This is a genomic window from Streptomyces tubbatahanensis (assembly GCF_022699385.1).
In the GTDB taxonomy this organism is placed as follows: Bacteria; Actinomycetota; Actinomycetes; order Streptomycetales; family Streptomycetaceae; genus Streptomyces; species Streptomyces diacarni.
The window spans coordinates 6,354,008-6,372,915 of sequence record NZ_CP093846.1 but is presented as its reverse complement, the minus strand read 5'-3'; the positions used below and the strand labels follow the sequence as shown (position 1 = coordinate 6,372,915).

17 protein-coding genes are annotated in these 18,908 nt (G+C 72.4%); 12 read left to right on the top strand and 5 right to left on the bottom strand.

Annotated elements, in window-relative coordinates; translation table 11 throughout:
* Positions 1 to 123: 123 nt before the first annotated feature.
* The 7 genes from ccrA to MMF93_RS27305 all read left to right on the top strand — a co-directional run bounded on the left by ccrA (position 124) and on the right by MMF93_RS27305 (position 8,079).
* A complete protein-coding gene (gene ccrA / locus MMF93_RS27335; protein ID WP_242755601.1) occupies positions 124 to 1,497 on the top strand; it encodes a crotonyl-CoA carboxylase/reductase in 1,374 nt (457 codons plus the stop codon).
* Positions 1,498 to 1,505: 8 nt separating this feature from the next.
* Positions 1,506 to 3,611 (top strand): protein meaA, encoded by a 2,106-nt coding sequence (locus MMF93_RS27330; protein WP_242755600.1) that lies wholly within the window; start codon positions 1,506 to 1,508, stop codon positions 3,609 to 3,611.
* A complete protein-coding gene (locus MMF93_RS27325) occupies positions 3,612 to 4,583 on the top strand; it encodes an HpcH/HpaI aldolase/citrate lyase family protein (RefSeq protein WP_242755599.1) in 972 nt (323 codons plus the stop codon). It begins immediately after the preceding gene.
* Between the two features lies 1 nt (position 4,584).
* Positions 4,585 to 5,109 carry a MaoC family dehydratase gene (locus MMF93_RS27320; protein WP_242755598.1) on the top strand — a complete coding sequence of 175 codons (525 nt, stop codon included), beginning with the start codon at positions 4,585 to 4,587 and terminating at the stop codon, positions 5,107 to 5,109.
* 1 nt (position 5,110) lies between these two features.
* Positions 5,111 to 6,325 carry an acyl-CoA dehydrogenase family protein gene (locus MMF93_RS27315; RefSeq protein ID WP_242755596.1) on the top strand — a complete coding sequence of 405 codons (1,215 nt, stop codon included), beginning with the start codon at positions 5,111 to 5,113 and terminating at the stop codon, positions 6,323 to 6,325.
* Between the two features lie 169 nt (positions 6,326 to 6,494).
* The gene (locus tag MMF93_RS27310; protein WP_242755593.1) at positions 6,495 to 7,184 is read left to right on the top strand and encodes a phosphatidylserine decarboxylase; all 690 of its coding nucleotides are present in this window, start codon (positions 6,495 to 6,497) and stop codon (positions 7,182 to 7,184) included.
* The gene (locus MMF93_RS27305; protein WP_242755592.1) at positions 7,171 to 8,079 is read left to right on the top strand and encodes a CDP-alcohol phosphatidyltransferase family protein; all 909 of its coding nucleotides are present in this window, start codon (positions 7,171 to 7,173) and stop codon (positions 8,077 to 8,079) included. Before MMF93_RS27310 ends, MMF93_RS27305 begins: the two co-directional genes overlap by 14 nt.
* A gap of 209 nt (positions 8,080 to 8,288) precedes the next feature.
* On the opposite strand, the gene MMF93_RS27300 is transcribed toward MMF93_RS27305, so the two are convergent.
* The 3 genes from MMF93_RS27300 to MMF93_RS27290 all read right to left on the bottom strand — a co-directional run bounded on the left by MMF93_RS27300 (position 8,289) and on the right by MMF93_RS27290 (position 11,800).
* Positions 8,289 to 9,389 carry a glycerate kinase gene (locus MMF93_RS27300; RefSeq protein WP_242757809.1) on the bottom strand — a complete coding sequence of 367 codons (1,101 nt, stop codon included), beginning with the start codon at positions 9,387 to 9,389 and terminating at the stop codon, positions 8,289 to 8,291.
* A gap of 158 nt (positions 9,390 to 9,547) precedes the next feature.
* Complete coding sequence (locus MMF93_RS27295) at positions 9,548 to 10,978, bottom strand: phytoene desaturase family protein (RefSeq protein WP_242755590.1); 1,431 nt, start codon at positions 10,976 to 10,978, stop codon at positions 9,548 to 9,550.
* 18 nt (positions 10,979 to 10,996) lie between these two features.
* Positions 10,997 to 11,800: an inositol monophosphatase family protein gene (locus tag MMF93_RS27290; protein ID WP_242757808.1), complete on the bottom strand. Its 804-nt coding sequence runs from the start codon at positions 11,798 to 11,800 to the stop codon at positions 10,997 to 10,999.
* Between the two features lie 77 nt (positions 11,801 to 11,877).
* Between MMF93_RS27290 and MMF93_RS27285 the strand changes: the two genes are divergently transcribed.
* Positions 11,878 to 12,651, top strand: coding sequence for an SIR2 family NAD-dependent protein deacylase (locus MMF93_RS27285; RefSeq protein WP_242755588.1), 774 nt, complete (start codon positions 11,878 to 11,880; stop codon positions 12,649 to 12,651).
* Positions 12,652 to 12,753: 102 nt separating this feature from the next.
* Here MMF93_RS27285 and MMF93_RS27280 read toward each other — a convergent pair whose 3' ends face one another.
* Positions 12,754 to 13,449 carry a B3/B4 domain-containing protein gene (locus MMF93_RS27280; RefSeq protein ID WP_242755586.1) on the bottom strand — a complete coding sequence of 232 codons (696 nt, stop codon included), beginning with the start codon at positions 13,447 to 13,449 and terminating at the stop codon, positions 12,754 to 12,756.
* A 154-nt stretch (positions 13,450 to 13,603) separates the two neighbouring features.
* On the opposite strand from MMF93_RS27280, the gene MMF93_RS27275 reads away from it, so the two are divergent.
* Positions 13,604 to 14,413 carry a 3-oxoacyl-ACP reductase family protein gene (locus MMF93_RS27275; RefSeq protein ID WP_423835537.1) on the top strand — a complete coding sequence of 270 codons (810 nt, stop codon included), beginning with the start codon at positions 13,604 to 13,606 and terminating at the stop codon, positions 14,411 to 14,413.
* 115 nt (positions 14,414 to 14,528) lie between these two features.
* Here the strand turns inward: MMF93_RS27275 and MMF93_RS27270 are convergent, their stop codons facing one another.
* Positions 14,529 to 15,329, bottom strand: coding sequence for a FadR/GntR family transcriptional regulator (locus tag MMF93_RS27270; protein ID WP_242755584.1), 801 nt, complete (start codon positions 15,327 to 15,329; stop codon positions 14,529 to 14,531).
* Positions 15,330 to 15,601: 272 nt separating this feature from the next.
* Here MMF93_RS27270 and MMF93_RS27265 point away from each other — a divergent pair, with 272 nt between their 5' ends.
* The 3 genes from MMF93_RS27265 to MMF93_RS27255 all read left to right on the top strand — a co-directional run bounded on the left by MMF93_RS27265 (position 15,602) and on the right by MMF93_RS27255 (position 18,851).
* Positions 15,602 to 16,540: a serine hydrolase gene (locus MMF93_RS27265; protein WP_242755582.1), complete on the top strand. Its 939-nt coding sequence runs from the start codon at positions 15,602 to 15,604 to the stop codon at positions 16,538 to 16,540.
* 2 nt (positions 16,541 to 16,542) lie between these two features.
* Positions 16,543 to 17,646, top strand: coding sequence for a mandelate racemase/muconate lactonizing enzyme family protein (locus MMF93_RS27260; RefSeq protein WP_242755580.1), 1,104 nt, complete (start codon positions 16,543 to 16,545; stop codon positions 17,644 to 17,646).
* Positions 17,647 to 17,795: 149 nt separating this feature from the next.
* A complete protein-coding gene (locus tag MMF93_RS27255) occupies positions 17,796 to 18,851 on the top strand; it encodes a C40 family peptidase (RefSeq protein ID WP_274709508.1) in 1,056 nt (351 codons plus the stop codon).
* The last annotated feature ends 57 nt before the right edge of the window (positions 18,852 to 18,908 follow it).

Genomic DNA, 18,908 nt, shown 5'->3' with positions numbered 1-18,908 from the left:
ACCCGCGCACACGCACCAGCCGAACCGACGGCGCTGCCTCACAACCGACGACCCCCCAGGGCATCTTCCGGCCCGACGCCGGAGGACTCCTTATCGACTTTCGCGCTTCGCCGGAGGCATACCGTGAACCAGATCCTCGACGCGATCCTCGCGTCCGACACCTCCCCCGAGGACTTCGCCGCCCTCCCCCTGCCCGACTCCTACCGCGCCATGACCGTCCACAAGGACGACGCCGGGATGTTCGAAGGGCTGGAGACCCGGGACAAGGACCCGCGCAAGTCGCTCCACCTGGACGAGGTGCCCGTGCCCGAACTCGGCCCGGGCGAGGCCCTGGTGGCCGTGATGGCCTCCTCGGTCAACTACAACTCCGTGTGGACCTCGATCTTCGAGCCGATGTCCACCTTCGGCTTCCTGGAGCGCTACGGACGCCTGTCCCCGCTGACCAAGCGGCACGACCTGCCGTACCACGTCATCGGCTCCGACCTGGCCGGCGTCGTGCTGCGCACCGGCGCGGGCGTCAACTCCTGGAAGCCGGGCGACGAGGTCGTCGCACACTGCCTCTCGGTCGAACTGGAGTCCGCGGACGGGCACAACGACACGATGCTCGACCCCGAGCAGCGGATCTGGGGCTTCGAGACCAACTTCGGCGGGCTCGCCGAGATCGCACTGGTCAAGTCCAACCAGTTGATGCCCAAGCCGGACCACCTCAGCTGGGAGGAGGCCGCGGCGCCCGGGCTGGTCAACTCCACCGCGTACCGCCAGCTCGTCTCGGGCAACGGCGCCGGCATGAAGCAGGGCGACAACGTCCTCATCTGGGGCGCCAGCGGCGGCCTGGGCTCCTACGCCACCCAGTTCGCGCTGGCCGGCGGCGCCAACCCGATCTGCGTGGTCTCCAGCGAGGACAAGGCCGAGATCTGCCGCAGGATGGGTGCCGAGGCCATCATCGACCGCAAGGCCGAGGGCTACCGGTTCTGGAAGGACGAGCACCAGCAGGACCCGAAGGAGTGGAAGCGCTTCGGCAAGCGCATCCGCGAGCTGACCGGCGGCGAGGACGTGGACATCGTCTTCGAGCACCCGGGGCGCGAGACCTTCGGCGCGAGCGTCTACGTCACCCGCAAGGGCGGCACCATCGTCACCTGCGCCTCCACCTCGGGCTACGAGCACAGCTACGACAACCGCTACCTGTGGATGTCGCTGAAGCGGATCGTCGGCTCCCACTTCGCCAACTACCGCGAGGCCTGGGAGGCCAACCGGCTGATAGCCAAGGGGAAGATCCACCCGACGCTCTCCAAGGTCTACCCCCTCGCCGAGACCGGTCAGGCCGCCCACGACGTGCACCGCAACGTGCACCAGGGCAAGGTCGGCGTGCTGTGCCTGGCGCCCGAGGAGGGCATGGGGGTGCGCGACCAGGAGATGCGGGCCCGGCACGTCGACGCCATCAACCTGTTCCGCGACACCGAGGGTGAGCGGACCAGCGGGCCCGGCCGGAACGCGTGAGGCGCGCCATGACCCAGCCCCAGGACGACAGGCGCCCCAAGGACCGGCCCTGGCTGATGCGCACGTACGCCGGGCACTCCACGGCCGAGGCGTCCAACGAGCTGTACCGGCGCAACCTGGAGAAGGGCCAGACCGGGCTGTCCGTCGCCTTCGACCTGCCGACCCAGACCGGCTACGACCCCGACCACGTGCTCGCGCGCGGCGAGGTCGGCCGGGTCGGCGTGCCCGTCTCCCACCTGGGCGACATGCGCCGGCTCTTCGACGGCATCCCGCTGGAGAAGATGAACACCTCCATGACGATCAACGCCACGGCCATGTGGCTGCTGGCGCTCTACCAGGTGGTCGCGGAGGAGCAGGGGGCAGACGTTACGCAGCTGAAGGGGACGACGCAGAACGACATCGTCAAGGAGTATCTCTCGCGCGGGACGCACGTCTTCCCGCCGGGCCCCTCGCTGCGGCTGACCACCGACATGATCGCCTACACGGTGGCGCACCTGCCCAAGTGGAACCCGGTCAACATCTGCAGCTACCACCTCCAGGAGGCCGGCGCCACGCCCGTCCAGGAGATCAGCTACGCGATGGCGACGGCGGTCGCGGTGCTGGACGCCGTACGGGACAGCGGTCAGCTGCCGCCCGAGGAGTTCGGCCAGGTGGTCGGGCGGATCTCGTTCTTCGTCAACGCGGGCGTCCGGTTCGTGGAGGAGATGTGCAAGATGCGGGCCTTCACCCGCATCTGGGACCGGATCACCGCGGAGCGCTACGGGATCACCGACGCCAGGCAGCGCCGCTTCCGCTACGGCGTACAGGTCAACTCACTCGGCCTGACCGAGGCGCAGCCGGAGAACAACGTGCAGCGCATCGTGCTGGAGATGCTGGCCGTCACCCTCTCCAAGGACGCCCGCGCCCGCGCCGTGCAGCTCCCGGCCTGGAACGAGGCGCTGGGCCTGCCGCGCCCCTGGGACCAGCAGTGGTCGCTGCGCATCCAGCAGGTGCTGGCACACGAGAGCGACCTGCTGGAGTACGAGGACCTCTTCGCCGGGTCGCACGTGGTCGAGAAGCGGGTGGAGGCGCTGGTCGAGGAGTCGCTGGCCGAGATGGAGCGCATCGAGCAGATGGGCGGGGTGCTGGCGGCCGTCGAGTCGGGCTACCTCAAGTCCCAGCTCGTCGCCTCGCACGCCGAGCGCCGGGCCCGGATCGAGTCGGGCCAGGAGCGGATCGTCGGCGTCAACTGCTACGAGTCGAGCGAGCCCAGCCCGCTGACCGCCGACCTGGACACCGCGATCCTGACGGTGGACCCGGCCGGGGAGGCGGCGACGGTGGAGGCCGTGAGGGACTGGCGCGCCTCGCGGGACGAGCCGTTCTGGCGCGAGGGCACCCGCGATCCCGGCCTGTACCCGAGCGCCGAACAGGCACTGGCCGCCCTGCGCGAGGCGGCCTCCGGCGAGACGAACCTGATGGAGGCCACCTTGGAGTGCGCCCGCGCGGGGGTGACCACCGGCGAGTGGGCGGGGGCGCTGCGCGAGGTCTTCGGCGAGTTCCGGGCACCGACGGGGGTCTCCTCGGCGCCGGTGGCGGTCAGCGCCGAGGAGGGCTCCGAGCTGGCCGGGGTCAGGGCGAAGGTGGAGCGCACCGCCGAGGAGCTCGGCGTCGGCAAGCTGCGGCTGCTGGTGGGCAAGCCCGGGCTCGACGGGCACAGCAACGGGGCCGAACAGATCGCCGTACGGGCCAGGGACGCGGGCTTCGAGGTGGTCTACCAGGGCATCAGGCTCACGCCCGAGGAGATCGTCGCCGCGGCGCTCGCCGAGGACGTGCACTGCGTGGGTCTGTCCATCCTCTCCGGTTCGCACACCGAACTGGTGCCCGACGTGCTGGAGCGGATGCGGACGGCGGGCGCCGACGAGGTGCCCGTGATCGTGGGCGGCATCATCCCGTCGGCGGACGCGCGGGCGCTGATCGAGGCCGGCGTCGCGGCCGTCTTCACCCCGAAGGACTTCGGGATCACCGAGATCATCGGCCGTATCGTCGACCAGATCAGGACACGGAACAAGCTCGAACACAGCGGCCGGACGAGCGATGCCACGCCCGGCCGGCGAGAGACAGTGGAGGTCAGCTAAGTGAGCAGCGAGAACCAGCAGCGTGCGCTCCGTCCGCGCCGCTCCTGCCTGGCGGTGCCCGGCAGCAACCCGCGGTTCCTGGAGAAGGCCCAGGGCCTGGCCGCCGACCAGGTCTTCCTCGACCTGGAGGACGCGTGCGCGCCGCTGGCCAAGCCCGAGGCACGGCACACCATCGTGAAGTTCCTCAACGAGGGCGACTGGAGCGGCAAGACGCGCGTCGTCCGCGTCAACGACTGGACGACCGAGTGGACCTACCGCGACGTGGTCACCGTCGTGGAGGGCGCCGGCGCCGAGCTGGACTGCGTGATGCTTCCGAAGGTGCAGGACGCGGCGCAGATCCAGGCCCTGGACATGCTGCTGACGCAGATCGAGAAGACGGTGGGTCTGGAGGTCGGGCGCATCGGCATCGAGGCGCAGATCGAGAACGCCAAGGGCCTGGTGAACGTCGACGAGATCGCCGCGGCCTCGCCCCGGATGGAGACCATCGTCTTCGGGCCCGCCGACTTCATGGCGTCCATCAACATGAAGTCGCTGGTCGTCGGCGAGCAGCCGCCCGGCTACCCGGCCGACGCCTACCACTACATCCTGATGCGCATCCTGATGGCGGCCCGCACCCACGACCTCCAGGCCATCGACGGGCCCTACCTCCAGATCCGCGACGTGGAGGGCTACCGCAAGGTCGCCCAGCGGGCCGCGGCGCTCGGCTTCGACGGCAAGTGGGTGCTGCACCCGGGACAGGTCGAGGCGTCCAACGAGGTCTTCGCGCCCTCGCAGGAGGACTACGACCACGCCGAGATGATCCTCGACGCGTACGCCTACTGCACCTCGGAGGCGGGCGGCAAGAAGGGCTCGGCGATGCTCGGCGACGAGATGATCGACGAGGCCAGCCGCAAGATGGCGCTGGTCGTCTCCGGCAAGGGCCGGGCCGCGGGCATGCGGCGCACCACCTCCTTCACCCCCGAGGAGGCCTGAGATGCAGTTCGGCCGCACCTTCGAAGAGTTCACGGTGGGCGACACCTACAAGCACTGGCCGGGCAAGACCGTCACCGAGTACGACGACCATCTGTTCTGCCTGCTCACCATGAACCACCACCCGCTCCACCTGGACCGCCACTACGCCGGCTCGACGACGGACTTCGGCAAGAACGTGGTGGTCGGCAACTACGTCTATTCCCTGCTGCTGGGCATGTCGGTGCCGGACGTGTCGGGGAAGGCCATCGCCAATCTGGAGATCGAGTCCCTCAGGCACGTCGCCCCGACCTTCCACGGCGACACCCTGTACGGCGAGACGACGGTGCTGGACAAGACGCCGTCGAGGTCGAAGAGCGACCGGGGCATCGTGTCCGTCGAGACGAAGGGCTACACCCAGGACGGCACGCTCGTGTGCGTCTTCCGCCGGAAGGTGATGGTGCCGACCCGGGATTACGTCGCCGCACGCGGCGGGGAACAGCCGGGACGTCCCGAGTTGGCCGAGCCCGCACCGAAGGGCGGTAAGTGACATGGGACGTCTGGCGCAGACGGAAGGCCTGACGGAGATACAGCGGGAAATCGTCTCGACGGTTCGCGACTTCGTCGACAAAGAGATCATCCCGGTGGCCACGGAACTCGAGCACGCGGACGCGTATCCGGACGAGATCGTGGCGGGCCTCAAAGAGCTGGGCGTCTTCGGGCTGATGATCCCCGAGGAGTACGGCGGACTCGGCGAGTCGCTGCTCACCTACGCGCTCTGCGTGGAGGAGATAGCCCGCGGCTGGATGAGCGTGTCGGGCATCATCAACACGCACTTCATCGTGGCCCACATGCTGGGGCGGCACGGCACCCGGGAACAGAAGGACCACTTTCTGCCGAGGATGGCGACGGGCGAGGTCCGCGGGGCTTTCTCGATGTCGGAACCCGGCCTGGGTTCGGACGTCTCGGCCATCTCCTCCAAGGGGGTGCGCGCCGGCGACGAGTCCGGCGACTTCCTGCTGAGCGGGCAGAAGATGTGGCTCACCAACGGAGCCTCGTCCACGCTGGTGGCGGTGTTGTGCCGGACGGAGGAGGGCCATGGGCAGGGGACGGCTCCGCACAAGTCCATGACGACGTTCCTGGTGGAAAAGGAGCCAGGATTCGGCCAGGTCAAGCCGGGTCTCACCATCCCCGGCAAGATCGAGAAGATGGGCTACAAGGGGGTCGACACGACCGAGCTCATCATGGACGGTCTGCGCGTTCCGGCCGACCGCGTACTCGGCGGCACCACCGGGCGCGGTTTCTACCAGATGATGGACGGGGTGGAAGTCGGCCGGGTGAATGTCGCGGCACGTGGCTGCGGCGTCGCCCAGCGTGCTTTCGAGCTCGGTATCGACTACGCACAGCAGCGTCACACGTTTGGCAAGCCGATCGCCGGGCATCAGGCCATTCAGTTCAAATTGGCCGAGATGGCCACCAAGGTCGAGGCGGCACACGCCTTGATGGTCGGCGCCGCCCGCAAGAAGGACTCGGGCCAACGGAACGACCTGGAGGCGGGGATGGCCAAATACCTCGCATCCGAGTACTGCAAGGAGGTCGTCGAGGACTCCTTCCGTATACACGGCGGGTACGGTTTCAGTAAGGAATACGAGATCGAGCGGCTCTACCGGGAAGCGCCGATGCTCCTGATCGGCGAAGGAACCGCAGAGATCCAGAAAATGATCGTGGGCCGGCGGCTGCTGGAGGAGTACCGCACTCAGGGCTGAATGTCCCTTTCGGGGTGTTTTCTTGGGGATCAAGATCACACCCCGGCCCGGGACTTCGGCCACTGACTGGCCCGCTGGCTTGCCCAGTTGCCCTCAGAAACCGATAGCATCCCGGGAAAGCCGCCGTCCCCTGTCTCCTAAGCGGCTCCCTCCGCTACGAAGGTCATTCATGCCCCACAGCCCTACCACTGCACCCAGCGGCTCACCCGTGCCGGGACCGGCTTCCGGCGCGAGCGGCGCGCCCCGCGTGCGCCTCGCGCGCGGAGCCTCGCCGTGGCTCGTGCCGACCGTCGCGACGGCGGCCCTCAGCCTGGCGCGCGTGCGCAAGTCGCCACGCGCCGCGCTGGTCGCCGTGCCGGCCACGGCCCTCGCGGCCGGGATGCTGTGGTTCTTCCGCGACCCCGAGCGGGAAATCGGTCAGGGCCGGGTGATCTCCCCGGCCGACGGCGTGGTGCAGAGCATCATGCCGTGGGAGGACGGCCGAACCCGTGTCGCCATCTTCATGAGCCCGCTGAACGTCCACGTCAACCGCGCGCCGCTGGCCGGCACGGTGGCGTCCGTCGAGCACATCCCCGGCGGCTACGTTCCGGCGTTCAACAAGGAGAGCGAGAACAACGAGCGCGTCGTCTGGCACTTCGACACGGAGCTCGGCGACATCGAGATGGTGCAGATCGCCGGCGCCGTCGCCCGGCGTATCGTGCCCTACCTGCCCAGCGGCGCCAAGGTCGAGCAGGGTGAGCGCCTCGGGCTGATCAGGTTCGGCTCCCGGGTCGACGTCTACCTCCCCAAGGGGGTAGAGGCCGCCGTGGAGGTCGGCCAGGCCACGACAGCGGGGGTGACTCGCCTTGACCGTGATTGATCCCGACGCCCAGCCCACCTGGGCCCCGGGTGCCGAACGCACCGCCGAGCGGGGCGCCGACTTCGCGGACGACTTCGCCGCGGACGACTTCGAGGACGACGCCGACGACGAGATGCCGCTCTCGACGCGCCTGTCGATCGCGGACACGCTGACGCTGGGCAACGCCACCTGCGGCTTCATGGCCGTGTACTTCACCACCACGGGCGTGCTCATCCCGCACCTGACGGGCAGCGAGGACGGCGGCATGGCCCGGCACAGCGCGGCCACGGCCGTGGTGCTGATGCTGATGGCGGCCGTCTTCGACCTCTTCGACGGGCTGGTCGCACGCAAGCTGCGCAGCTCGGCCATGGGCGCCGAGCTGGACAACCTCTCCGACCTCATCAGCTTCGGTCTCGCCCCCGCCTACTTCGTGGCCGTGTGGGGCATGGTCGCCAACGACGCCAACCAGCGCGTCTCTGTGGTCGCCGCGATCGTGGTGCTGTTGGCGGTGGTGCTGCGGCTTGCCCGGTTCTCCTGCGTGCCCATGCGGAACGGGATGTTCCAGGGCATGCCGGGGCCCTTCGGCGCGCTGACCGTCATCTCGATCGTGCTGCTGGAGCTGCCGTTCATGCCCACCGCGCTGGGCATCCTGGGCGTGGCATGGCTGATGGTCAGCCGCGTCGAGTACCCCAAGCCGCGCGGACGGCTCGCGGTGGCCATGCTCTGCTGGATCGTGCTCAGCATGGGCCTGCTGGCCTCGTGGGCGTTCGACGCCCCTGGCGGTGAGCTGCTGCTCCAGACCGGGTGCGCGCTCCAGGTCGTCCTCGGAGCCGTCATCCCGCTGTTCGCGACGGCACGGCGGGTGAACGCCTTCCGCGACAACCGCCGCGAGGCGCGCGCCGCCGCGCAGGGCTAACCACCGTCGTCACATAGGAGAGGGGCCCGCCACACGTGTGGCGGGCCCCTCTCCTGCGTGTAGAGGCCCCCGGTGTCGCTTCGCTCCGTCTCAATCGCCGGACAGGCTGATTCATCAGCCTGTCCGGCGATTGAGGACGAGCGGAGCGACACCGGGAGTCTGGGTGCCAAGCCCCCGGTTTTCGGGAAGGGGCGGGGTAGGGGAAAAGCTCAGAGCTGGTCGGTGGCCAGCTGCTCGGCGAGCTGCTCCAGCAGCGGCCCCGCTTCGGCGATGCACCGCTGGACGTCCGGCTCGATGTCCGTCAGCGCGTAGGCACGCTCGATCCCGGCGGCCTTGAGCTGCTTGCGGTCGATGGCCAGCCGCCCGCACACCGCCACCACGGGCTTGCCGGCCCGCCCGGCAGCCGCCGCGACACCGGCCGGAGCCTTGCCGTGCAGGGTCTGCTCGTCCAGCGAGCCCTCACCGGTGATCACGAGCGCGGCCCGCTGGATGGCGGCCTCGACGCCCAGCTCCTCCATGAGGAGGTCGATGCCGGGCCTGAAGCGTGCGCGGAGCCCGACCAGGGCGCCGAACCCGATGCCACCCGCCGCGCCCGCGCCGGGCGCCGCGGCGGCCTCCTGCTCGCCGAGGATCTCCGCGAGGTGCGTGAGCGCGCCGTCGAGCAGCTGCACGTCCTCCTCGCTCGCCCCCTTCTGCGGGCCGTAGACGGCGGCCGCGCCCTTGGGGCCCGTCAGCGGATTGTCGACGTCGCTGGCGAGGACGACCTCGACGTTCTGCAGCCGCGCGTCCACGGTCGACAGATCGGCGGTGACCAGCTCGCGCAGTCCGCCGCCGCCCCACGGCACGGAGTCGCCGTCGCGGTCCAGGAGGTGGGCGCCGAGGGCGTCGAGCATGCCGGCGCCGCCGTCGGTGGTGGCGGAGCCCCCGACGCCGAGGATGATCGTGGTGGCACCGGCGTCGAGTGCGGCCAGCAACAGCTCGCCGACGCCGAAGGTGGTGGCCGTCAGGGGCACGAAGACCCCAGGCGGCAGGTGCTGGAGACCTGCCGCCTCGGCCATCTCCACGACGGCCGTGCCCTCGCGGAGCGCGAAGGCGGCGGTGACAGGGGCCCCGGTCGGCCCGGTGACCTCCACCTCGTGGCGGGCGAAGCCGCCGGCGACGGCCGCCGCGACGGTGCCGTCGCCGCCGTCGGCCACGGGTACGGCCTCGACCTCCGCCTCGGGGTGGGCCTTGCGGATTCCGGCCGTCACGCGGTCGGCGACCTCGACGGCCGTCAGCGATCCCTTGAACTTGTCCGCGGCGATCAGCACGCGCGCCGGTGTGGTCCGCGCCGTCGTAGTCATGGTTCTGCCCCTGGGTCTCTCTGTTGTTCGAACAGGCAGTCGCGCCGTCGTGACCCTATCTGCCGGGCGGCTTCCCCGACCATGGGGCCGTCGTCGGCCCGACGGCGGTCACGCCCCCACGGCCTTCACGTACGGCGGTGCAGCCTGCGCCATACCGCGCGGGCCGCGTGGTGCCCCGCCATGCCGTGCACGCCAGGGCCCGGCGGGGTGGCCGACGAGCACAGGTAGACGGCGGGGTGCGCGGTCTCGTAAGGCACGCGCGTGAGCTTGGGCCTGATGAGCAGGCGCAGCCCGGCCGCCGAGCCGCAGGCGATGTCGCCGCCGACGTAGTTGGCGTTGCGGGCGGCCAGCTCGGGCGGCCCTGCGGTGGCGCGGGCGAGCACCCGGTCGCGGAAGCCCGGCGCGAAGCGCTCGATCTGGCGCTCGACGGCGTCGGTGGCGTCGCCTCTCCAGCCGTTGGGCAGGTGCCCGTAGGCCCAGAAGACGCCCTTGCCCTCGGGGGCGCGGGTCGGGTCGGTCAGGCTGGGCTGCGAGGTGATCAGGAAAGGCCGCTCGGGGGCGCGCCCGCGGACCACGGCGTCCTTCATCGCGGTGTCGATGTCGTCGATGGTCGGGCCGATGTGCACCGTGCCGGCGCGGGCCGCCTCGGGAGAGGTCCACGGGACGGGGCCGTCCAGCGCATAGTCGATCTTGAAGAGGCTGGCGCCGTAGCGGACGTTGTCGTACGCGCTGCCCAGGCCCGCGATGCGGGCGAGCGCGGTGGGTGAGGTGTCGAAGACGTAGGCGCGCGCGGGCGGCAGCTCGTCGAGGCGTCTGACCTCCACACCGGTGTGGATCAGTCCTCCCAGTGCGCGCAGGTAGCCGGCCAGCGCGTCGGAGATGGCCTGCGAGCCGCCGCGCGGCACCGGCCAGCCGACGGCGTGCGCGGCGAGCGCGAAGACGAGCGCCGGCGCCATCATGAAGGGGTTGTTCATGGGCGCGATGACGTGGCCCGCCATGCCGGCGAACAGCGCGGGGCCCTTGGCGTCCCGGAACCTGGCCTTCGACCAGGTGACCGGCTGGAGCCCGGTCAGCCCGAAGCGGACGAGCTGGAGGGGGTCGAGGGGGAAGCGGCCGTTGAGCACCGAGCCGTAGCCGAAGAAGTCCTCGGCGAGCGTCTCCCAGCGGCCGATGTAGGGGCCCACCAGCCGGCGGTAGGCTCCCGCGTCGCGCGGGCCGAGCGAGGCCGCCGTCTCCCCCACGGAGCGCGCGAGCACGGCGGCGCTGCCGTCGGGGAACGGGTGGGCCATGGGCAGTTCGGGGTGCAGCCATTCGAGTCCGTACCGGCCAAGCGGCATGGAACGGAAGGCGGGCGATCCGGCGCCGGTGGGGTGGACGGCGGAGCAGGGGTCGTGGCGGAAGCCGGGCAACGTCAGCTCCTCGGTACGGGCGCCGCCGCCCACCGCGTCCCGCGCCTCGAACAGTTCGACGTCGAACCCACGGCGGGCCAACTCCACGGCCGCGGTCAACCCGTTGGGGCCTGCTCCGACGACGACCGCGTCCCGGATCGCTGGCACGTGTGGCTCCCCTCGCCGTCAGTCGTGCTGCTCGCGCAGGAGGCCCACCATACGCCGCGTCGTGTCCGCGTCACGCGCCGCCGTGAAGGGAAGCGCGTTGTCCCCCGCGAGGCGGAAGGGGGCATACGCGACGGTGCTGTGTGCGCCTCCTGCCTCGGTGACCGTCAGCAGCCCCGCGGCGTGGTCCCAGGCGGCCTCCCAGGTGTAGGCCACCGCGTCCAGCCGGCCCTCGGCGACGGCGAGGTACTCCAGGCCGGCCGAGCCGGTGTCGCGTACGTCCACGCCTTCGGTGTGCAGCCCGCGCAGCGAGCGCTTCTGGGACTCGTCCGTGTAGTCCGGGTGCGAGACGGCGACGCGCAACGGCGCCCCGCTTTCGGGCGAACCCGCGTACAGCGGCTCGCCGTTGACCAGTGCCCCTCCCCCGCGCCTGGCGAGGGCGGTACGGCCGAGCACGGGAGCGTGTATCCAGGCGCCCAGCGTCTCACCGTGGTGGGCGAGGGCGACCATCGTGCAAAAGCCCTCCTCCCCGGCGACGAACTGGCGGGTGCCGTCGATCGGGTCGATGATCCACACGGGCTCTTCCCCGGCGAGCGCGGCGTAGGAGGCGGGGTGCGCGTGTACGCCCTCCTCGCCCACGACGGCCGATCCCGGCAGCAGCGCGCGCAGCGCGTCCGACAGCCGCTGCTCGGCGCGCTGGTCGGCGACGGTGACCAGGTCGTGGCTGCCCGACTTGGTGGTGATCTCGTCCTCGGCGAGCTTGCGCCAGCGCGGCACGACCTCCGCGTCCACCGCCTCGCGGACGGCCTCCTCCACCGCTGTCATCAGCTCGTCGTCGATCACCGCTCCATGGAAGCACGGGGCGGGGACGGGCGGCGAGACCGGGATCTACGCTGGAGACCATGACCGAACGCGACAGCGCGCCCGCGGGGGACGGCGGGTCCGGGAGCGGCACGGCACCGCTGGTGGCGGTCCTGACCGGAGCCGGGATCTCCACGGACTCCGGCATCCCCGACTACCGGGGCCCGCAGGGGGTGTGGCGCCGGAATCCGGAAGCCGAGAAGCTGGTCACCTACGCGAACTACATGGCGGACCCGGACATCCGCCGGCGCTCGTGGGCCCTGCGCGGCGAGAGCCCGGTGTGGCGGGCGCGGCCCAACGCGGCGCACGAGGCGATCGCGCGCCTGGAGGCCTCGGGCACGCCTGTCCGCGTGATCACCCAGAACGTCGACGGGCTCCACCAGGCGGCGGGCGTCCCCGAACGCAAGGTGCTGGAGCTGCACGGGAACGCCCGCTCGGTGGTGTGCACGGCCTGCGGCGCGGGCTCGACGATGGAGAGCGCGCTGGCCAGGGTCGAGGCCGGGGAGGCCGATCCGGCCTGTGCGGAGTGCGGCGGCATTCTCAAGTCCGCCACGGTGATGTTCGGGCAGGCTCTCGACTCCGAGGTGCTGGGCTCGGCCATGGCGGTGGCCCGAGCCTGCGACGTCTTCCTCGCCGTCGGCACCAGCCTCCAGGTCCAGCCCGCGGCGTCCCTGGCGGGGCTGGCCGCCGAGCACGGCGCCCGGCTCGTCGTCGTCAACGCCGAACCCACCCCGTACGACGCGCTGGCCGACGAGGTGGTGCGCGACCCCATCAGCGCGTCCCTGCCCGCGCTGCTCGCCGCTCTGCACAGCTGAGTGGCGGCCGGCTCCCCGAGGGCGGCTCCCCGAGGGCGGCTGCCCGCCGGGGACCGGCCGCCCGGGCGCTGGACCGCTCCCCCCCCACGGTCGGAGTGGCCCTCAGGAGGCCGCCCGCAGCAGTCGTGAGGTCGTCACCGCGCCCGGGCTGCTCGCGACCAGGGCGTCCGTCAGGGCGCGGCCCGCGGCCTCCAGGGCCGGGTCGTCCATGGGGCCGAGGGCGTCGAGGAGGAAGACGGCGCGCGTGGTCCGGGACGTCAGGCGGGTGCGGACGCACTGGCGCCAGTTCCAGCGCCGGCAGGTGACGCCCCTCTCGTCCCGCCAGACCACCTCGCCGGGCCGGGGGTTCTCGGTCACCGGCGCACCGCCCGACATCAGTTCGAAGGGCTCGGTGCCCTCGGCCCGGGTGAGGCGGAGCGGACCGGCGTAGTGGTCGAGGTCCTCGCCACCGAGCGGGACGACGTGCGCGACGGAGACCGCGTTGTAGATGTCGGTCAGCCGGTCGACGCGGGGCAGCCCGTCGGGAGCGCGCCGCAGGAGGGCGTCGACGCTGGGCCGGGTGCGCTTGGGCTTCGCGCCGAAGGCGCGGAACGCCTCGCGCCACGCGGCGACGTGCGGGTGCTGCTCGGGGTCGCACGCCTTGGCCTCGGCCTCAGCGAGGAGCTCCTCGCTGAAGGCGTCGCCAGGACCCGGCCGCAGGCCCTCGGCGACGATCAGCAGCGCGCGGTAGTCCGGGCGCAGGGCGCCGACGGAGGGGTCGATGGCGGCGGCGTGCAGCCACGCGTCGGTGGTGTTCATGGCGAGCGTCTCGCTCCTCCTCGCGATAGGGGGCAGGACCACATGGTCCATTCCACCGTACCAGCAAGTGCAACGCAGCGGACCGCGGGAGCGAGGGGAACGCGCCGTCCGAAGAGCGCCGGTTTCCGGCTGGGCGCAGGTCGAACATCGAGACATGGACACCGAGACGGCACACGAACCGACGACGAAGACACTGGAGACGACGATGACCACCCACACCACCACCAGGCCGCTGGCCGGCAAGGCCGCCCTCGTCACCGGCGGCAGCAGAGGCATCGGGGCGGCGGTGGCGCTGCGGCTGGCAGCGGACGGCGCGGACGTGGCGCTGACGTACCAGTCGAACGAGGAGTCGGCCCGGCACGTGGCCGAGCGCGTCAAGGAGAGCGGCGCCAGGGCCTGGACCGTACGGGCCGACCTCGCGGACGCGGCGTCGGTACGGGCGGCCGTGGACGGGGCGGTCGGCGCGTTCGGGCGGCTGGACATCCTGGTCAACAACGCCGGCACCGGCGCCATGGGCGCGCTGGAGACGGTGGAGGAGACCGAACTCGACCGGGTGCTGGCGGCGAACGTGCGCGGCGCCTACCTGGTGGCACAGGCGGCCGTCTCGCACCTGGCCGACGGCGGCCGGATCGTCAACATCGGCAGCTGCGTGGCCGACCACGTGCCCTTCCCCGGCATGACCCTCTACGCCATGAGCAAGGCGGCCGTCTCCGGGCTGACCAAGGGCCTGGCCCGCGAGCTGGCGGCGCGCGGCATCACCGTCAACCAGGTGGCGCCGGGACCGGTCGACACGGACATGAACCCGGCCGACGGCGACGGCGGCGCGGCCCAGGCGGCCCTCACCCTGCTGGGGCGGTACGGCACCGCGGAGGAGATCGCCGACTCGGTGGCCCATCTGGTGGGCGACGCCGGCCGCTGGATCACGGGGGCGTCCCTCGCGGTGGACGGCGGCTTCGCCGCCTGAATCCGCCGCGCACGGGGCACCGGATCCCCACTTCTGAGAGTGGGTGCGGCCGAGAGCAGACGCGGCCGCCGATGCAGCGGAACCCGCGCGCTCGCGAGCGCGCGGGTTCCGCGATTCAGAGGGAGGCGGCGTCCTCGTCCGGCAGGCTCCGCGCCAGGGCGGCGCGGAGCGTCTCCTCGGTGAGCACGAAATGCCGGCGGGCGACGCGGGCCGCGGTGTCGGCGTCGCCCCCCATGACGGCCCCGCTCAGCTCGCGGTGGTCGGCCAGGGCCTGCTCGACCCTGTCGCCCCGGAACGGTTCGATGGGAAATCCCGCGCCGATATCGGCCAACAGCTGCCGGGCGTAGCGCACCAGAGGCTCGTTCCTCGCCGCGCGCCCGATCGCGGCGTGCAGTGCCCCGTCGGCACGCCGCGCCCTGGCGGGTTCGCCCTCGCCCACGGCCTCGACGTACGCGGCGAGCGCGCGTTCGATGTCGCGGGAGTCCTCCGGCGTGCACCGCTCGGCGGCGGTGCGGGCGACGAGGGACTCCACCAGGGCGCGGGTGTCGAAGAGCTCCCTGATCCGCTCCCAGCGCGGCAGCAGGGTACGGCGCACGGCGGGCCCCGACTCCTCGCGCCAGCCGGCCCGTACGTAGTGGCCGCCCGCCCTGCCGCGCACGACCTCCAGGCAGCCTGACTCGTGCAGCCGTCCGATCGCCGAGCGCACCGTGGGCCGGCCGACCTCCAAAACGGCGGCCAGGTCGCGTTCGGCGGGCAGCCGCTCGCCGACGCTGAACTCGCCCAGCGCGATCGCCGTCAGCAGCCGGTCGGCGACCTCGTCGACGGCCGAGGCCACCTTGACCGGACCCAGCGCGCTCGCGCGCCGCCCCGGCGCGTCGGCGTCCGCTGCGCCGCCTGCCGGCTCTTCCTGGTACACCCGCGCTCCTGACTCCCCTGCGTGACCGCCCTGCCGTCCGCGGTCCACGGCACGCGGGCACGCGGCTGCCCGCACCCGCCGCGGAGGGCGGGGTCCACCGTATGCCGTGACCCACCGAAAGGAAAAGGTCTTGATTGCTTACCTTTTCGGAGCGAGGATGCCTGGCGCACGGTTCGACACCCTCAAGGAGGCCCCATGCCCTCGGCCCCGCCCCCACCCCCGCCCCCGCACAACGGCGCAGCACCGCAGGACCGGCACGCGCGGAGGCGGCGGTGAGCGGGACCGGCGGCACCCAGGGCGGTTCGGCGGGGGCACCGGCCCGGCTCGCGGCGGCCGCCGCCGCGCGCCATGAAGGGCTGGAGGTCTCGGTGTGCTGTGGACGCCTCGGCGCGCCCCCCGCCGTCACGCACCAGGCCGACCGCCCCCACTACGCGGCGAGCATGATCAAGCTCGCCGTCCTGCTGGCGGCGCACCGCGCCGGCGCGCTGGACCGCGCGGTGACCGTGCGGGAGGAGTTCGCCTCGGCCGTCGGCGGCACGTACCGCGCGGACCGGGCCTACGACAACGACGACGAGCCCTGGCGCCACCTCGGCGGCGAGATGACGCTGCGCCGGCTGTGTCACCGGATGATCTGCTCCAGCAGCAACCTGGCCACCAGTGTCCTCGTGGAGCACCTCGGGCTGGAGCGGGTCGCCGCGGCCTGCCCCGAGGGCCTGGTGGTGCGGCGCCCCATCGGCGACCGGGCCGCCGCGGAGGCCGGTCTGACCAACACCGTCACCGCGCGCGCCGCCGTCCAGGTCATGCAGGCGCTGCTGGACACCGGCGACCCGCGTCTGCTGCGGCCGCTGCGCGAGCAGCGCTACACCCAGGAAATCCCGGCCGCGCTGCCGCCTGGCACCCCCGTCGCCAACAAGAACGGCTGGGTCACGGGGGTGCTCCACGACGTCGCGCTCATCGAGCCACCCGAAGCGCCGCCCTACCTGCTCGCGGTCTGCGTGGCCGGGGGGCCCGAGGAGCGCGCCAGGTCCGCCATCCACCGCGTCGCCGAGGCCGGCTGGCTCGACCGGCAGCGGCTGGGTCAGGGCGCGCCCGGGGCCGGTGCGAGCGGGGCCGGCCCCGCCGAGGCCGACCCACGCGGGGCCGACGCATCCGGGGCCGCCGCGCCCGGGGCCGCCGCACCCGAGGCCGCCGCACCCGAGGGCGAGGAGTAGTCGTGCCCGTCACCGACGTGCGGACGCACCGCGTGCGCGTCCCGCTCCACACCCCCTTCGTCACCGCCGTCCGCTCCACCTCCCAGGTGGAGGCGCTCCTGGTCGAGATCCGCGACGAGGACGGCAGGAGCGGCTGGGGCGAGGCCACCGAGAACTGGCGGGTCACAGGGTCCAGCATCGCCGGTGCCGAGGCGGCCGTCGCCGGGCCCCTCGCCGCCGCCGTCACCGGGAGCGACCCCGACGACCTGGAGCCCGCCACCCGGGCACTCGCCGCCACCGTCACCGGGAACCAGGCGGCGGTCTCGGCCGTCGACTGCGCCCTGCACGACCTCGCCGCCGCCCGCCTGGGGGTGCCTCTCGGCCAACTGCTGGGCACCACCAGGCGCTCGGTCGCCACCGACGTCACCCTGGCCGTCGACACCCCGGAGCGGATGCGGGACGCCGCCGGGCGCCGCCGCGCCGAGGGGTTCACCGTGCTGAAGGTCAAGCTCGGCCGGGGCGAGCACGACGACCTGGCGCGGCTCACCGAGATCGCCGAGGCGGCGGGTGCCTCGACCGTGCTGCGGGTCGACGCCAACCAGGGGTGGACGCCGAAGCAGGCCATCCGCCTCATCCGCGCCATGGAGGACCGCGGGCTGAACGTCGAGTTCGTCGAGCAGCCCGTCGCCGCAGGCGACCTCGAGGGGCTCGCCGAGGTCACACACGCCGTCGGACTGCCGGTCATGGCGGACGAGTCGGTCTGGTCCGCGCGCGACGCCCTCCACCTCGTCAGGACACGCGCGGTGGACCTGATCAACGTCAAGCTCGCCAAGTGCGGTGGGCTCAGGGCCGCCCGGCACCTCGTGGCGCTGGCCGAGGCGTCGGGGGTGGGGGTGCTCTTCGGCTCGATGATGGAGACCCACGTCGGCGTGGCGGCGACCGCGGCGCTCGCCGCGACCGCCTCGGGCGGCGGGCCCGTCGCGGACCTCGACGCGGCCTGGTGGCTCGCCCACTCTCCCGTGGCCGGCGGCCCCCGCTACGACGGCGCGGCACTCGTCCTGGCCGACGCTCCCGGTCTCGGCATCACGGCACTCGCCGACCCGGCGCCCGCCCTCTCTCCCCGCTGACCGCCCTCTCCCCTCCGCCGGAAGTCCGCTGAAAGTCCGCCGGAAGTCCGCTGAAAGTCCGCCGGAAGCGGACCGGAGCGGAACCAACCGCAAGTGGCCCCATCAGTAAGGGTCCCGACCGGTAGGAACACCAACCCGAAAGGAACCCCGTGCGCCCCTCCCCCACCCGTCTGCGGCTCGCGCTCGCCTCGGCGGCCGCCCTGGCGTCCGTCGCCGCCGTCGCCGCACCCGCAGGCGCGGCCGACGTGCCGGCCGCAGCCGCCAACCCGCCCACCGCCTCCGCCCCCAAGACCGCCTATGTCGACGTGGCCGTGGCCACCGTGTGGACGTCCCCGGACAGCCCCCGCCCCGTCGACAAGCCGGCCCTGACCGATCCGGTCCGCCCCCGACAGTGGCTCGCGGACATGACGCTGGCCCAAAAACGCGACCTGACCAGCAGCAACATCACCCAGACGCAGGCGCTCTACGGCCGCCGGGTGCGCATCCTCGACTCCGAGGGCGACTGGTACAAGGTCGCCGTGCCCCAGCAGGCGACCCCCAAGAACCCCCTCGGCTACCCGGGCTGGATACCGAAGAACCAGCTCACGCGGGACCCCTCCTACGGCCGCGCGCTCGATGCGAGGCCCGTGGTGCAGGTCGATAGGGCCACGACCACCTGGCTGTACGGCGACGCGAGCAGGCACCGGAAGAAGCTCCAGATCAGCGCCGGCACCCGGCTGCCGGAACTCGCCCGCACCCGAGGCGCCGTACTGGTCGGCACGCCGGACGACAAGCCCGCCTGGGTCAGCGCGCGGGACGTCCACATCCGCCCCTCGGCCGACGCGATCCCCACGCCCACAGGCGCCGACGTCGTCACCTACGCCAAGAGCTTCCTGCACACCCCCTACGTGTGGGGCGGGCGCTCCGGTTTCGGCCTGGACTGCTCGGGGTTCACCTCCTCCGTGTACCAGACCCTCGGCCTCGACATCCCGCGCGACGCTCAGGCGCAGGCCAGGGAGGGCGGCGGGCGGCCCGTGGCCGTCTCCGACCTGCGCCCCGGCGACCTGCTCTTCTACGCGCACGACGACGGGTCGATCTACCACGTCGCCCTGTACGTCGGGGACGGCCGGATGATCGAGGCGTACGACGCGGCCACCCCGGTGCGGATCACCGAAGCCCGGCTGGACGGGGACTACTGGGGCGCGAGGCGCTTCCTGGAGGGGTGAGGGCGAGCAGAGCCGGCGCACCCGGAGAGTCCGGGTGCGCAAGCCGGTCCCGCGGAC